Raw genomic sequence first — 12,673 nt, forward strand, 5'->3', positions numbered from 1 at the left:
GGGCTGGCACGGGCATGCGAGGGTTGCATGGCCCGGGCCAACGCCGTTCTACCGGATGAACTGTGCTCGTGACGCTTTGAAAACAGCTTCCAACGGACATTGTTGCCTTTGAAAAGGCCGGATGATTCTACGGCAAAAAAAGCCCGAAAGTAAGGCGGCGATGATGACTTTAACGAGTGACCCTGGTTAGACAAAGGGCTAACATGAGCCCGTGTTCCACCGCCAAGCTGTTGTTTTTCATGTCCAACAAGTCCATCAAGACCCCTTGCGTCGGCCTGTGCTCCACGGTGTACGGAGACACGGTGTGCCGTGGCTGCAAGCGTTTCCACCACGAAGTGATCAACTGGAACGGCTACGACGATGCGCAGAAGCGCGCGGTGTGGCTGCGCCTGGAGCAGTTGCTGGTGCAGGTGATGATGGCCAAGCTGGAAGTGTTCGACAAAGGCTTGCTGCGCCAGCAACTGGAGCAGCGCTCCATCCGCTTTGTCGAGCAGCAATCGGAGTATTGCTGGGCGTACCAGCTGATTGCCCGCGGGGCGCGGATGATCCGCGACCTGGAGGCCTACGGCATGGTGCTGCTCCCCGAATTCCGCGAATGGGAGCTGCCACAACTGCGCGATGCCATCGACCGCGAGTTCTTCCTGCTTTCAGAGGCGCACTACCAGCGCTATATCGCCCCGGCGTTCCTGCAACAGGCTTTGGAGTAGGCAGTTTCCCGCTGATCTTGGTTGGCTTTGCTCGCGTAGTGTCCGGCGTTTCTCCTGTTCAGGAAGCGTCCCATGACCGACTATGTCTACCACCCGGAATTCTCCTTTCTGGCCCGCTGCTGGTGGCAGCTGACCGATGAGCTCCTGCGTCCCGACCAGTGGGACGCTTCGACCGCCAAGCTCGCCCCCATGTGGCTGCATCATGGCGGGGCCGGGTTTCACAACGACGACTGGTACCGGTACCTGCGGGCCGAACCGGAAGGCTCCGGGCCATTGCGACTGGAGGCAGAGGACTTCACCAGGCCTGGTCATGTTTACGGCGAGCTGTTCTGGTTTGGCGCCTATATCAGTGGTTCGGACCGGACCGGGGCTACGTTGCGCTATGAAATGCGGCCTTATGACAGAAACTGGAAACCGCTGAACCGGATCGTCCACAGTAACCCCGGGGCGTTGTCAGGCTATGCGGGCATCAAGGACCAGGCCGAAGCGGCGGCCGGGCGCCAGCGTTTGACCGACCCGGTGCACCTGTGGAACCTGGAAGGCATCAACCATAAGGATTTCCAGCGCGGGGCGCGGTTATGCAACGTGTTTCTGTTCAATGCCGCCGGGCAACGGGCCAGGCGCTATGAAAGGTCGGGGGCGTGGCTGATAAACACGCTGGCGGGCCAGCCAGGCCTGATGGCTCTGGAAGTCCTGGATTACGCCCATGAAGCACGTGAGGTCGCCTGGGGGGCGGGCCTGCAGCGTGTGGGCAGCCGCTATGTGTTCAAACCAGAGCACAGTTTCATCGCCCGCGCGTGGTGGCGGCCGGATGAGACGCCAGTCGCCCGGCCCGGCGAGGCGGATGGCGTGTCGGGTTTGGTTGCAGCGCGTTTTGACGAAGGCGTGGAGTGGCACCCAAGGGCAAAGTTGAGCGTGGAGCAGACAGATGCCTTGGGCATGCGTTGGGGCGACGATGAAACCCGTCCGGCATGCGAGCGTTTCTGGTTTGCCGCCTACGTCGATAACGGGGTGTATGCCTATGAGATCTGGCCGCTTGACCAACGTGGCCGGCGCCTGAATTTCACCCTGCGCAAACAGCAGGGCTGGACCATGAGCCTGGCCCGGCGTTGGGCGTCGGACCGTGCGGAGGCGGATTTCCTCTGGCATCTGGACGGCTTGGACCCGGTTGCCTTGCAGGCGGGGGCAACAGTGGCCAACGTGAAACTCAGGCACAGCAATGGCCGAGTCGTTAAGCTGGCAGATCGCAGCGAACGCAGGCTGGGTACCGAGACGTTGGGTGCAGAAGGATCGCTGACTGTGCAGGTGGTGGAAACGTCGGCCAGGTTCTAGGGAAGCACAAGGGCGCTGGTACAGCGCCCTTGCCGGGGCTCAGTCGCCGCTGTACTCGCAGCCACTGGTGCAGGTCTCGTGGATGCGCACCTTCGACAGCTCAGGCATCAGCGGCTTGACCTGGTCCCAGATCCACTTGGCGATCACTTCGCTGGTTGGGTTTTCCAGGCCCGGGATATCGTTCAGGTAGTTGTGGTCCAGCTGCTCGTAGATCGGCTTGAAGATCGCCTTGACCTCGGCGAAATCGCGGATCCAGCCGGTATGCGGGTCGAGCGGGCCGGTCAGGTGCAGGCCGACCTTGAACGAGTGGCCGTGCAGGCGGCCGCATTTGTGTCCGGCAGGGACGTTGGGCAGGCGGTGTGCCGATTCGAATGTGAACTCTTTGAAAATTTCCACGCTGGCATGACTCTGTGTGAATCGATAATGCGCGCAGTCTACCAGCATGGCCGCTACAAGGCTTGCAGGCGTTCATGCAACCGCCCGGTGGCGATCAGCTCCAGCAGCTCGTCGCCCAGCCGCTGGCTCTCGGCAATGGCCTTGTACCAGTAGCGTTTACGGCTTGGTGCATCACCCATGAAGCGCTTGAAATCGTTGCGATCGGGCAGCTTGCCGTAGGGCAGGGCCGCCAGGTACTGCGGCGAAGGCGTCATCAACAGCACGTTCTGCAGGCGTGTGGCATCGCCCCTGCGCCAGGGCAGTGCCTTGTCGAACCAGCCTGGCACCACCTTGTCGGTGAAATGCGGGTACAGCACCAGGTCGTCGCCGCGGTAGGGCAGGTCGAGGTGGTAGTCGAGCAGGCCGCCGTCGCGGTAGGTACCCGTACCTGCGCCGGGGATGTCTTTCACACCTGTCATGACCATTGGGATGGAACCCGAGGCGAGCAGGGCATGGCGCAGGTTGGCCAGGTCCAGCGGCAGGCAGCGCGAGGGGAAGTCGGTCAGTGCATCGAGCGGCGGCGTGGCGCGGCCGTCGTGCAGGATGATGCGCTCGAAGTGCCGAGCCAGGCGCGAACGGCCTAGCAGGTTGCTGGCGATCACCGAGCCCAGGCCGAGGCCCAGGCGGCCGCGATGGTCGTGGGCGAGCTGGCCATGGCTCTTCACCACCAGGATGTTCAGGCGATAGTGCGGGTTGGCCAGCAGCTGGCCGTCGCGCCCTTGCAGCAGGTCATCGAGCATGTGCTGGCAGCTGCGGCTGATTTCGGCCGGGGTGACGCCTTTGGCGAAATCCTGCTCGGTGTACAGTTCGCCAAGGCGACGGATGCCTGCGACCGGGTCGTCGAGGCAGGCACTGGCGAAGCGCCAGGCGCCGATCGAGGCTCCGATCAACGCACGCTGGCGTGGTGCCGACGGCAGCCACTCACCGAACAGCGCCAGGTCCAGGCCCTGGATGCCCAGCGGCTTCGGCCCACCGGCCGCACCCGGCAGCACACCGACATCGGCTGCCTGCAGGCCGCGCTCGCGGACCTGCCGCAGGGCACGTTGGCCGGCCTTGAAGGTGAGGGCGGGGTATTTGATGTGAATGGCGCTCATGGCGGGTCTCTTCGGCGGCAGGCGAGTCATGGTAAAGGGTTCCAAGCACGCACAGGGCCTGTAGGAGCAGCCTTGTGCTGCGAAGAGGCAATTACTGGCGAAGAAAATCGGTTGCCCTACCGGCCCATTCGCAGCACAAGGCTGCTCCTACAGGTATTTGCGCCATTGCCTAAGGCTGTGATGAACCTGTGGGAGCTGCGCTATCATGCCGCCAGTTGTTTTCAGGTTGAATTAAGGACCGGTGGTTAATCTTAACCCCGTAGACAACTTGCACAGTTCTCAGGAGAGAAGAACGATGAAACACATGACTGCCCTGTTCACCGTAGCCGCCGCCCTTGCCTTGGGCGCCCATTCCGCCATCGCCAAGGATGTGCAGCCCGACGAAGTGGTCAAGCTGGTCAATGCCAAGACCGTCAAGTCGCTGGACGAGCTCAAGGCCGCCGCCGTGGCCAAGCACCCGGGTGCCACCGTCACCGACTCGGAGCTTGAAGACGAGTACGGCCGTTATGTCTACAAGGTCGAGCTGCGCGACACGCAGAACGTCGAATGGGACGTGGCGCTGGACGCCAAGACCGGTGAAGTGCTGAAGGACGAGCGGGACAACTGATGATCCACCTACTGCGGCCGGCGCGCTACCTCGCGCTGGCGCTGCTGGCCGTGTGTTCCCTGGCCGTTGCCCGCGACCTCGACCAGGACGAGGCCCTGGAACTACGCCAGAAGGGCGTCATCCTGCCGCTCGAGCATCTGCTGGAAACCGCCCTGGGGCGTCACCCCGGGGCGCGCCTGCTGGAGGCCGAGCTGGAAGAAGACGACAATCGCTACGAATACGAAGTCGAGTTGCTGACGGCTGAAGGCGTGGTGCGCGAGATCAAGCTCGACGCCAGCAGCGGTGCCCTGCTCAAAGACGAGGAAGACGACTGAATGCGCCTGTTGCTTGTCGAGGACAATGTACCGCTGGCCGATGAACTGACCGCCGCCCTGCAGCGCCAGGGCTACGCCGTGGACTGGCTGGCCGACGGCCGCGACGCGGTGTACCAGGGCCAGAGCGAACCCTACGACCTGATCATCCTGGACCTTGGCCTGCCGGGCCTGCCGGGCCTGGAGGTACTGGCCCAGTGGCGGGCCGCCGGCCTTGCCACGCCGGTGCTGATCCTTACTGCCCGTGGCTCGTGGGCCGAGCGTATCGAAGGGTTGAAGGCGGGGGCCGATGACTACCTGAGCAAACCCTTCCACCCCGAAGAACTGCAGTTGCGCATTCAGGCGTTGTTGCGCCGTGCCCGTGGCCTGGCCAACCAGCCGACGCTGGAAGCGGCCGGCCTGCACCTTGACGAAAGCCGCCAGTGCGTGAGCCGTGACGGTGTGGACATCCAGCTGACCGCCGCCGAGTTCCGCCTGCTGCGCTATTTCATGCTGCATCCGCAGCAGATCCTGTCCAAGAGCCACCTGGCCGAACACCTCTACGACGGTGAAACCGAGCGCGACTCCAACGTGCTGGAAGTGCACGTCAACCACTTGCGGCGCAAGCTGGGTCGCAGCGTCATCGAGACCCGCCGCGGGCAAGGCTACATCTATGCCGGGAGCGCTGCGTGAAGTCGATCCAGGCACGCCTGAGCCTGGGCCTGGTGGCGGTGCTGGTGGTAGTCGGCCTGGTGCTGGCGCAACTGACCCTGTGGTTGTTCGAGGTCGGCCTGCAGCGCTATCTGGAGAACGGCCTGCGCAAGGAAAGCGAAAACCTGCTGGTGGCCCTGGTGCGCGGGCCCTCGGGCCTGCAACTGGATGAGCGGCGTATCTCGGCTGCCTACCAGCGGCCGTTTTCTGGCTATTACTTCCGCATCGATTTCGATAAAGGCACCTGGCGTTCCCGTTCGCTGTGGGATCTGGACATGCCCAAGCCTGCTGCGCCGGGGCTTTCCGACAGCCACGAACTCGGCCCGGAAGGCCAGCAACTGCTTGCCCTGCGTGCCGACTACCGGCGCCTGGGCCAGGACATCTCGATCAGCGTGGCACAGGATTATTCGCCGGTGCGCGAAGGTTTTCGGCGCCTGCAGCAGATCGGCCTGGGCATGGGCCTGGTGGCGCTGATCCTGGTGCTGGTGCTGCAGCGCATCACTGTGACCCGTTCGTTGCGGCCACTGGAGCGGGCACGCCAGCAGATCGCCCAGTTGCAGCAGGGCCAGCGCTCGCAACTGGATGCCGAAGTGCCCAGCGAACTGGCGCCGCTGGTGGGACAGATCAACCACTTGCTGAGCCATACCGAAGACAGCCTGCGCCGCTCGCGCAATGCCTTGGGCAACCTGGGCCATGCACTGAAGACGCCGTTGGCGGTGTTGCTGAGCCTGGCCTCCAGCGAGCGCCTGAAGGACCTGCCGGATGTTCGCACGCAGATGCGCGAGCAGCTGGAGCAGATTCAGCAACGCCTGGCGCGTGAGCTGAACCGTGCGCGCCTGGCGGGGGATGCGCTGCCGGGGGCGCAGTTCGACTGCGACGTCGAACTGCCGGGGTTGCTGGGGACATTGGGCATGATTCATGGCGAGGGCCTGCTGCTGGCCAGGGATGTGCCGCCCGGGCTGCTGCTGCCGTGGGACCGCGAGGACTTCCTGGAGCTGCTCGGCAACTTGCTGGACAACGCCTGCAAGTGGGCCGACAGCGAAGTGCGGCTGGGTATCGCGGCGAATGCCGAGGGCTACCAGGTGTGGGTCGATGATGATGGCCCCGGTATCCCCGAGGGCCAGCGGCAACAGGTACTGGAGCGTGGTTCGCGGCTGGACGAGCAGGTGGCAGGGCATGGCCTGGGGTTGGGCATAGTGCGCGATATCGTCGAGGCCTGGGGCGGGCGCCTGGCACTGCTGGATAGCCCCCTGGGTGGCTTGCGGGTGAGCATCGACCTGCCGCGCAAGGCTCGGTAATACCGGGTCCCTGTGGGAGCGGGTTTACCCGCGAACACCGGCGAAGCCGGTGCCATGCACCGTGTCGCATTCTTCGCGGGTGAACCCGCTCCCACAAGTTGCGCGGCCCGCTTGAGGAACTTGCTGGCCATATCACCACTGCAAAAAAATTGCAGTACAGCCGCATTTTTTTGAATTAGCCCAATCTCACCCCACCCGGCAAAATTCCCCCACGAAACCCTGCGGTTTCCATCTCTCCATGGACGGAGCCCCTTGTGATATTGCACTCGCAATACGAGGCCCAGGCCACCTCGGCAGGGCTTTCTTTTTAATCAAAAAAACCAAAGATCTCGATTACTTACATGTCTGCCTCGCGTTCCGAAAGTCGTCTGCAGCGGCTGTTGCCAGCGCCTTTGAATATTCCCCCCAAAGAATGGTTGCGTGCCGGTATCGGCGCGTTGTTCGGCCTGTTCCTAGCCGGCTGGCTGACCAGCATGGCCTATGGCCCCAGCATTGCCTTGCACCTGCTCGGCCCGCTTGCGGCATCGGCCGTGCTGGTGTTCGCCGTGCACTCCGGCCCGCTGGCCCAGCCCTGGCCGGTATTGGGCAGCTATGCCTTGGCCGGTGCGGTCGGCCTGGCCATGCGCCAGGGCTTCGGCCCGGAGCTGTGGGTGGCTGCTGCCGCCCTGGGTATCTCGATCCTGGTGATGTGCCTGCTGCGCTGCCTGCATCCACCCGGTGGTGGGGTGGCGGTAAGCGCAGTACTGGCCGACCCGGGGCTGAGCGCCATGGGCGACCACCTGCTGGAGCCGGTGCTGCTCAACGCGCTGATTCTGGTAACTGTGGCGATCTTCTACAACCGCCTCACCGGCGTGCGTTACCCGAAAGGCGCGGTGCCGCGCAAGGACCTGCACCACACCCATGACCCGCTGCCCAGCGAACGGGTCGGCATTCGCGGAGAAGACCTGGACCAGGCCCTGGAGGAACTGGGCGAGTTCGTCGACGTCACCCGTGACGAACTGGAGCGCATCATCCTGGCCACCGAGCAACACGCCCTGCAGCGCAGCCTCGGCGGCATCACCGCGGCCTCGGTCATGTCCCGCGACGTGCAGTTCGCCACGCCCGACACCACTCTGGAGCAGGCCTGGAAACTGCTGACCAGCCACCACCTGAAAACCCTGCCGGTGCTGCAGCAGGGCAAGCTGGTGGGCATTGTCAGCCTCAGCGACCTGGTCGGCCCGGCCATGCAGCGTGGCCACTTCAGTTGGCGCGGGTTGTTCGGCCGCAAGGCGGTGCGCATGGAGCAGGTGATGAGCCGCCGGGTAATAAGCGTCAGCAGCCAGCACCCGCTGGAGCGTTTGCTGCCATTGCTGTGCGAACAGGGCCTGCATTGCCTGCCGGTGCTCGATGGCGACCAGTTGGTAGGGGTGATCACCCAGACCGACCTGATCGCCGGCCTCAAGCGCCAGCTGCTCAGCAAGGCCGAGGCTTCAGATAACCGGGTCCCAGCGTTGTGACCAGTCGCTGGCGCCAGCGGCCACCAGCCGGCGCAGGATCGCAAAAGCCTGTTGCAGGGCTTCGCTGTCGCGTTTGCGCGGGTACACCAGGAAGGTCGGGTAGGTGAACTCCGGCGCCTGCGGTACCCGCTCGAACACACCACTGTCCAGATAGGCCTGCACCACCCGCGTGCGGAAGTAGCCACTGCCGCCCTGGTCGAGTATGAACTGCAAGGCCAGCGGGCCCAGGTTGAAGCTGAGCGCCGGGCGCGCGCAGTCGGGCAGGGCGGCATCGTGCTGGCGCCGGAAGGCCTCGCCCCAGTCGATATAGATGTACGGGTCCGGCTGGTCGACCCGCCGCACACGGATCAGCTTCTCCTCCATCAACTGCTCCACCTGCAGGCCCGGGCCATAGGTAGGTTGATAGACCAGCGCGGCATCCAGCAGCCCCATCTCGACCTTGCGCAGCAGCGATTCGCCATCGCTCACCTCGCTGCGGATGGCATGGCTGGGCAGCTCGCGGTGCAGGGCGCTGACCCAGTCGAGCATCATCGGGTTGCCCAGGCTTACTTCACCACCCACGTGCAGCACCTGCTGGCAGCCTTCGGGCAGCGGCAGGTCGCGGCGCGCCGCCTCCCAGGTTTGCACCAGCTGGTTGGCATAACTGACGAACGCTTCGCCGTCGCTGGTCAGGCTGGCACCGTTGCGGCTGCGCACGAACAGCTGGCAGCCCAGTTGCTGCTCCAGGCGCTGCACCCGCGCGGTGATCGCTGTCTGTGACACGAACAGGCGTTCGGCGGCGGCGACCAGGCTGCCGCAACGCACGATTTCCAGAAAGGTACGGGCCTGATCGATGTCCATGAGCTGCTCGGTGGCGGAAGGGGTGGCCTATTCTAGAGGCTTTGCACCGTTGTGGGGCGTTTTTGCGTTGTCTGCAAATTTGCAGGTCGGTTGTGACTTTAGTCCCATGGCGGCGCGGGCGTAGCGGTCCATACTCAAGTTTCGCCCTTCAATAACAACAAGTACCGGGTTCCCTTCGATATGAGCTACCAGCACAGCTACGCCCATTCCATTTCCGACCCTGCCGCTTTCTGGGCGGAACAGGCCGCGCACCTGGCCTGGCACCGCAAGCCTGCCCTCACCCTGCAAGACAACGCCGACGGCACCCACCGCTGGTTCGCCGATGGCCGCCTGAACAGCTGCTACCTGGCCCTCGATCACCAGATCGAGCAGGGCCGTGGCGAGCAGTTGGCGCTGATCTACGATTCGCCGGTGACCGGCGTGCAGCAGGCCTACACCTACCACCAATTGCGTGACGAGGTGGCGCGCCTGGCCGGCTTGCTGCGCCAGCTGGGGGTGAACAAGGGCGATGGCGTGATCATCTACATGCCGATGGTGCCGCAGGCGGCCATGGCCATGCTGGCCTGCGCACGGATTGGCGCGGTGCACTCGGTGGTGTTTGGTGGTTTTGCCGCCAACGAGCTGGCCCTGCGCATCGACGATGCCCGGCCGGCGCTGCTGCTGACGGCATCGTGCGGGCTGGAATTCGACCGGGTGATCGAATACAAGCCGCTGGTAGACCGCGCCCTGCAACTGGCCCGGCACCAGCCGCGCAACGTGCTGGTGCTGCAGCGCCCGCAGGCGCGTGCCGAACTGCAGGCGGGCCGCGACCTGGACTGGCAGGCGGCATTGACCGGCGTCGAACCTGTGGCCCCGGTCGAGCTGGATGCGGGCGACCCGCTGTACATCATGTACACCTCGGGCACCACCGGCAAACCCAAGGGCATCGTGCGGGAAAACGGCGGCAATGCCGTGGCGCTGTGCTATGCCATGCGCCATATCTACGGCATGCAGGCCGGCGATGTATGGTGGGGCATTTCTGACGTTGGCTGGGTGGTTGGCCATTCGCTGATCGTTTACGGGCCGTTGATGAGCGGCTGCACCACGGTGTTCTACGAAGGCAAGCCGATCCGCACCCCGGACGCCTCGGCCTACTGGCGGGTCGTGGAGCAATACAAGGTCAACGCGCTGTTCTGCGCACCCACCGCCATGCGTGCCATTCGCAAGGAAGACCCGGAGGGCGAGCTGATCCGCAAGCATGACCTGAGCTCGTTGCGCCAGCTGTTCCTGGCCGGGGAAAAACTCGATTCCAGCACCCACGAATGGCTGGAACGGGTCAGTGGAAAGCCGGTGCACGACCATTGGTGGCAGACCGAGACCGGCTGGCCAGTCACCGCGCCCTGTGTGGGGCTGGAAGGCAGCGCGGCGAAGCCGGGGTCGAGCAACCGGGCGGTGCCGGGCTATCACGTGCGCGTGCTGGATGACGAGGGGCACCTGCTGGGGCCGAACCACCAGGGCTCGATCGTCATCGCTCTGCCATTGCCGCCCGGGTGCAGCCAGACGCTGTGGGGCGACCACGAGCGTTACCTGCAGGCTTACCTGCGCACCTACCCGGGGTATTACCACACTGGCGATGGTGGCTACCTTGACGATGACGGTTTCGTCTACATCATGGGGCGCACCGATGACGTCATCAACGTGTCCGGGCACCGGTTGTCCACCGGCGAGATGGAGGACCTGGTGGCGCGCCACCCGGCGGTGGCCGAGTGCGCGGTGATTGGCGTGCATGACGAGATCAAGGGGCAGGTGCCGTTGGCGCTGGTGGTGCTCAAGGACGGCGAGGGCATTGCCGAGGCTCAGCTGCTGGTGGAGCTGGTGGGCAGCGTGCGTGAGGAGATTGGTCCGTTGGCCTGCTTCAACCGGGTGCGCCTGGTCAAGCGCTTGCCCAAGACCCGCTCGGGGAAGATTCTGCGGGCGGTGCTGCGCAAGATTGCCGATGGGCAGGACTATGTGCCGCCTTCGACCCTGGATGACCCGGCGGTGCTGGGCGAGATCGAGGTGGTGCTGGCGGATTTGCCCAGGGCGGGTTGATGTTTTGACTTTGCTGGCCTCTTCGCGGGCATGCCCGCTCCCACAGGGATGTCGCAGGACTTGAAAACTGCGCAGCATCTGTGGGAGCGGGTTTACCCGCGAAGAGGCCGGCCCAGCCAATGCAGTTCTAGGGGACTATCTGATGCAACTGCCCCAGCCGGCTGCGAGTACGCATCAGGTCGGCAAGCGGCCCACCCAGGCTTTCTTCCAGCGGACGCTTGCCGATCACCAGCACCTGCCGGTCCTGGTCATACAGTACATCCACCAGGTTGACGAAGCGCTGCTGCGCTGCCAGCGAACATTCCGACAAGTCATCCAGCCCATCGATGATCCACTCATCGTACTGCCCGGCCAGCACCAAGTAGTCGATCACTGCCGTGGCCTTTTCACACAGGTCGTCAAAGCCCAGCATCACCCGCCGGCCATCGACGGCCAGTGCGCGCAGCGGGCGCTTGTTCACTTCCAGCATCACCGGCTGTTCATCCGGCACCTTGAGTGCCTGGCGCTGCGCCGCATTCCCCGGCCATACATAGTGGCCCCGGGTAAAGCGCTGATGCTCGCGGTTGGCCGGGAGGCTGCGGAAATCGGTGTCACCACCCACTTCGAGCACTGTCATCGAGCTGTTGATCAGGCGGATCACCGGCAGGAAGCGCTCGTGGTACAGCGGATTGGGCAGCAACCCTTCGGGCGCATAGTTGGAGGTCACCAGCAAGAACACGCCACGGGCGAACAGAGCATTGAACAAGCGGGTGAGCAACATGGCATCGCCAATGTCGTGCACATGGAACTCGTCGAAGCACAGCACCCGACAATCTCCCACCAGCTCGTCGAGGGCCGCGCCCAATGCGTCGTCCAGCGCCCGGTGGCGGTGCATGCCCTGGTGCAGGCGGGCAAAGAAGTCATGGAAGTGCAGGCGCCGCTTGGCCTGCACCGGTACGGCCTGGAAAAAGCCATCGAGCAGCCAGCTCTTGCCGCGGCCCACCGAGCCGTACAGGTACAGACTGCGCGGCTGGCCTTGTTCGAGCTGCGCCAGTTGTTCGGCCATGCAGTGGATCACCCGGCGTTGGCCGTCGCTAAGCTGGTAGCCGCGGCTGTGCGCCTTGTCCTCGAACCAGCCGAGCAGTTCACTCTGGTTGGCGGCGGCGCCGAGCAGGCGCTGGCCAAGCTGGCGTAGCGGGGTGGGGATCCAGGCAGGCAAAAGCAAAGCTCCTTGGGTGAAGGGGTAGCGTGACGGGGTAGCGTGCAGCTTGCCCGACAGCGGCCGTTTTGACTAATACAGAAAATGTGCGGCATTGATCGCCTGACGAGATAGGTTTGCCATGCAGGCGTACAGTAAAGGCTGAACCAGAGCGAGGAGGGGGCGAGCATGCATGCCGACGTTGATCTGCAACGTTTCGTCGAGGCGCAGAACCCTATGTATGACCAGGTGATGCAGGAACTGCAGGCCGGGCGCAAGCGCAGCCACTGGATGTGGTACGTATTCCCGCAGCTCGATGGCCTGGGCCACAGCGCCATGGCCGAACGCTATGCGCTGGCCGGTATCGAGGAGGCCCGTGCCTACCTGGCCCATCCGCTGCTTGGCCCGCGCCTGCAAGCCTGCGTGACTGCGCTGCTGCAGCACCGCGACAAGAGCGCCCGTGAAATGCTCGGCAGCCCCGACCACCTCAAGCTGCGCTCGTGCCTGACCCTGTTCGCCCAGGCAGCGCCCGGCAACCCGTTGTTCCAAGCGGCACTGGTGCAGTTCTACGACGGTGAGCCAGACGCCCTGACCCTGGCCAGGTTGCCGGGTTAGC

The 12,673-nt window shown here is 64.3% G+C and carries 13 protein-coding genes; 9 read left to right on the plus strand and 4 right to left on the minus strand.

Annotated features, from left to right (window positions below; translation table 11 throughout):
* The first annotated feature begins 239 nt into the window (after positions 1-239).
* Together JV551A3_RS12085 and JV551A3_RS12090 are read left to right on the plus strand one after the other, a co-directional pair.
* Entirely contained in the window at positions 240-707 is a 468-nt protein-coding gene (locus JV551A3_RS12085; RefSeq protein WP_166674243.1) for a DUF1289 domain-containing protein, read from the plus strand.
* A gap of 72 nt (positions 708-779) precedes the next feature.
* Positions 780-2,039 carry a hypothetical protein gene (locus tag JV551A3_RS12090; protein WP_133971023.1) on the plus strand — a complete coding sequence of 420 codons (1,260 nt, stop codon included), beginning with the start codon at positions 780-782 and terminating at the stop codon, positions 2,037-2,039.
* 39 nt (positions 2,040-2,078) lie between these two features.
* Here the strand turns inward: JV551A3_RS12090 and queD are convergent, their stop codons facing one another.
* Both queD and JV551A3_RS12100 read right to left on the minus strand, forming a co-directional pair.
* Positions 2,079-2,435: a 6-carboxytetrahydropterin synthase QueD gene (gene queD / locus JV551A3_RS12095; protein WP_133971024.1), complete on the minus strand. Its 357-nt coding sequence runs from the start codon at positions 2,433-2,435 to the stop codon at positions 2,079-2,081.
* A gap of 53 nt (positions 2,436-2,488) precedes the next feature.
* The gene (locus JV551A3_RS12100) at positions 2,489-3,568 is read right to left on the minus strand and encodes a patatin-like phospholipase domain-containing protein (RefSeq protein ID WP_133971025.1); all 1,080 of its coding nucleotides are present in this window, start codon (positions 3,566-3,568) and stop codon (positions 2,489-2,491) included.
* Positions 3,569-3,863: 295 nt separating this feature from the next.
* Here JV551A3_RS12100 and JV551A3_RS12105 point away from each other — a divergent pair, with 295 nt between their 5' ends.
* The 5 genes from JV551A3_RS12105 (at position 3,864) to JV551A3_RS12130 (ending at position 7,970) form a co-directional block, all read left to right on the plus strand.
* Complete coding sequence (locus JV551A3_RS12105) at positions 3,864-4,175, plus strand: PepSY domain-containing protein (RefSeq protein WP_133971026.1); 312 nt, start codon at positions 3,864-3,866, stop codon at positions 4,173-4,175.
* Positions 4,175-4,489 (plus strand): PepSY domain-containing protein, encoded by a 315-nt coding sequence (locus tag JV551A3_RS12110; protein WP_133971027.1) that lies wholly within the window; start codon positions 4,175-4,177, stop codon positions 4,487-4,489. The genes JV551A3_RS12105 and JV551A3_RS12110 overlap by 1 nt, the downstream gene beginning before the upstream one ends.
* Positions 4,490-5,158 (plus strand): response regulator transcription factor, encoded by a 669-nt coding sequence (locus tag JV551A3_RS12115; protein ID WP_112252338.1) that lies wholly within the window; start codon positions 4,490-4,492, stop codon positions 5,156-5,158.
* The gene (locus JV551A3_RS12120; RefSeq protein WP_133971029.1) at positions 5,155-6,474 is read left to right on the plus strand and encodes an ATP-binding protein; all 1,320 of its coding nucleotides are present in this window, start codon (positions 5,155-5,157) and stop codon (positions 6,472-6,474) included. Before JV551A3_RS12115 ends, JV551A3_RS12120 begins: the two co-directional genes overlap by 4 nt.
* A 341-nt stretch (positions 6,475-6,815) precedes the next feature.
* Complete coding sequence (locus tag JV551A3_RS12130) at positions 6,816-7,970, plus strand: HPP family protein (RefSeq protein ID WP_133971031.1); 1,155 nt, start codon at positions 6,816-6,818, stop codon at positions 7,968-7,970.
* On the opposite strand, the gene JV551A3_RS12135 is transcribed toward JV551A3_RS12130, so the two are convergent.
* A complete protein-coding gene (locus JV551A3_RS12135; protein ID WP_112252341.1) occupies positions 7,944-8,810 on the minus strand; it encodes a LysR family transcriptional regulator in 867 nt (288 codons plus the stop codon). The two genes, JV551A3_RS12130 and JV551A3_RS12135, sit on opposite strands and share 27 nt — an antisense overlap.
* 180 nt (positions 8,811-8,990) lie before the next feature.
* On the opposite strand from JV551A3_RS12135, the gene JV551A3_RS12140 reads away from it, so the two are divergent.
* The gene (locus JV551A3_RS12140) at positions 8,991-10,880 is read left to right on the plus strand and encodes a propionyl-CoA synthetase (RefSeq protein WP_133978722.1); all 1,890 of its coding nucleotides are present in this window, start codon (positions 8,991-8,993) and stop codon (positions 10,878-10,880) included.
* A 127-nt stretch (positions 10,881-11,007) separates the two neighbouring features.
* Here the strand turns inward: JV551A3_RS12140 and zapE are convergent, their stop codons facing one another.
* Positions 11,008-12,078: a cell division protein ZapE gene (gene zapE, locus JV551A3_RS12145; protein WP_133978724.1), complete on the minus strand. Its 1,071-nt coding sequence runs from the start codon at positions 12,076-12,078 to the stop codon at positions 11,008-11,010.
* Positions 12,079-12,246: 168 nt separating this feature from the next.
* Between zapE and JV551A3_RS12150 the strand changes: the two genes are divergently transcribed.
* The gene (locus JV551A3_RS12150; protein ID WP_133978726.1) at positions 12,247-12,672 is read left to right on the plus strand and encodes a DUF1810 domain-containing protein; all 426 of its coding nucleotides are present in this window, start codon (positions 12,247-12,249) and stop codon (positions 12,670-12,672) included.
* Position 12,673 lies beyond the last annotated feature (1 nt).

Origin of the sequence: Pseudomonas inefficax (assembly GCF_900277125.1) — a bacterium.
Taxonomy (GTDB): Bacteria; Pseudomonadota; Gammaproteobacteria; order Pseudomonadales; family Pseudomonadaceae; genus Aquipseudomonas; species Aquipseudomonas inefficax.

Excerpts from the sequence above, each read along its gene's own strand:
- JV551A3_RS12105 (WP_133971026.1), top strand. The coding sequence starts at position 3,864 with ATGAAACACATGACTGCCCTGTTCACCGTAGCCGCCGCCCTTGCCTTG.
- JV551A3_RS12130 (WP_133971031.1), top strand. The coding sequence starts at position 6,816 with ATGTCTGCCTCGCGTTCCGAAAGTCGTCTGCAGCGGCTGTTGCCAGCG.
- JV551A3_RS12135 (WP_112252341.1), bottom strand. The coding sequence starts at position 8,810 with ATGGACATCGATCAGGCCCGTACCTTTCTGGAAATCGTGCGTTGCGGC.
- JV551A3_RS12100 (WP_133971025.1), bottom strand. The coding sequence starts at position 3,568 with ATGAGCGCCATTCACATCAAATACCCCGCCCTCACCTTCAAGGCCGGC.
- JV551A3_RS12110 (WP_133971027.1), top strand. The coding sequence starts at position 4,175 with ATGATCCACCTACTGCGGCCGGCGCGCTACCTCGCGCTGGCGCTGCTG.
- JV551A3_RS12085 (WP_166674243.1), top strand. The coding sequence starts at position 240 with ATGTCCAACAAGTCCATCAAGACCCCTTGCGTCGGCCTGTGCTCCACG.
- JV551A3_RS12140 (WP_133978722.1), top strand. The coding sequence starts at position 8,991 with ATGAGCTACCAGCACAGCTACGCCCATTCCATTTCCGACCCTGCCGCT.
- JV551A3_RS12090 (WP_133971023.1), top strand. The coding sequence starts at position 780 with ATGACCGACTATGTCTACCACCCGGAATTCTCCTTTCTGGCCCGCTGC.
- JV551A3_RS12150 (WP_133978726.1), top strand. The coding sequence starts at position 12,247 with ATGCATGCCGACGTTGATCTGCAACGTTTCGTCGAGGCGCAGAACCCT.
- JV551A3_RS12115 (WP_112252338.1), top strand. The coding sequence starts at position 4,490 with ATGCGCCTGTTGCTTGTCGAGGACAATGTACCGCTGGCCGATGAACTG.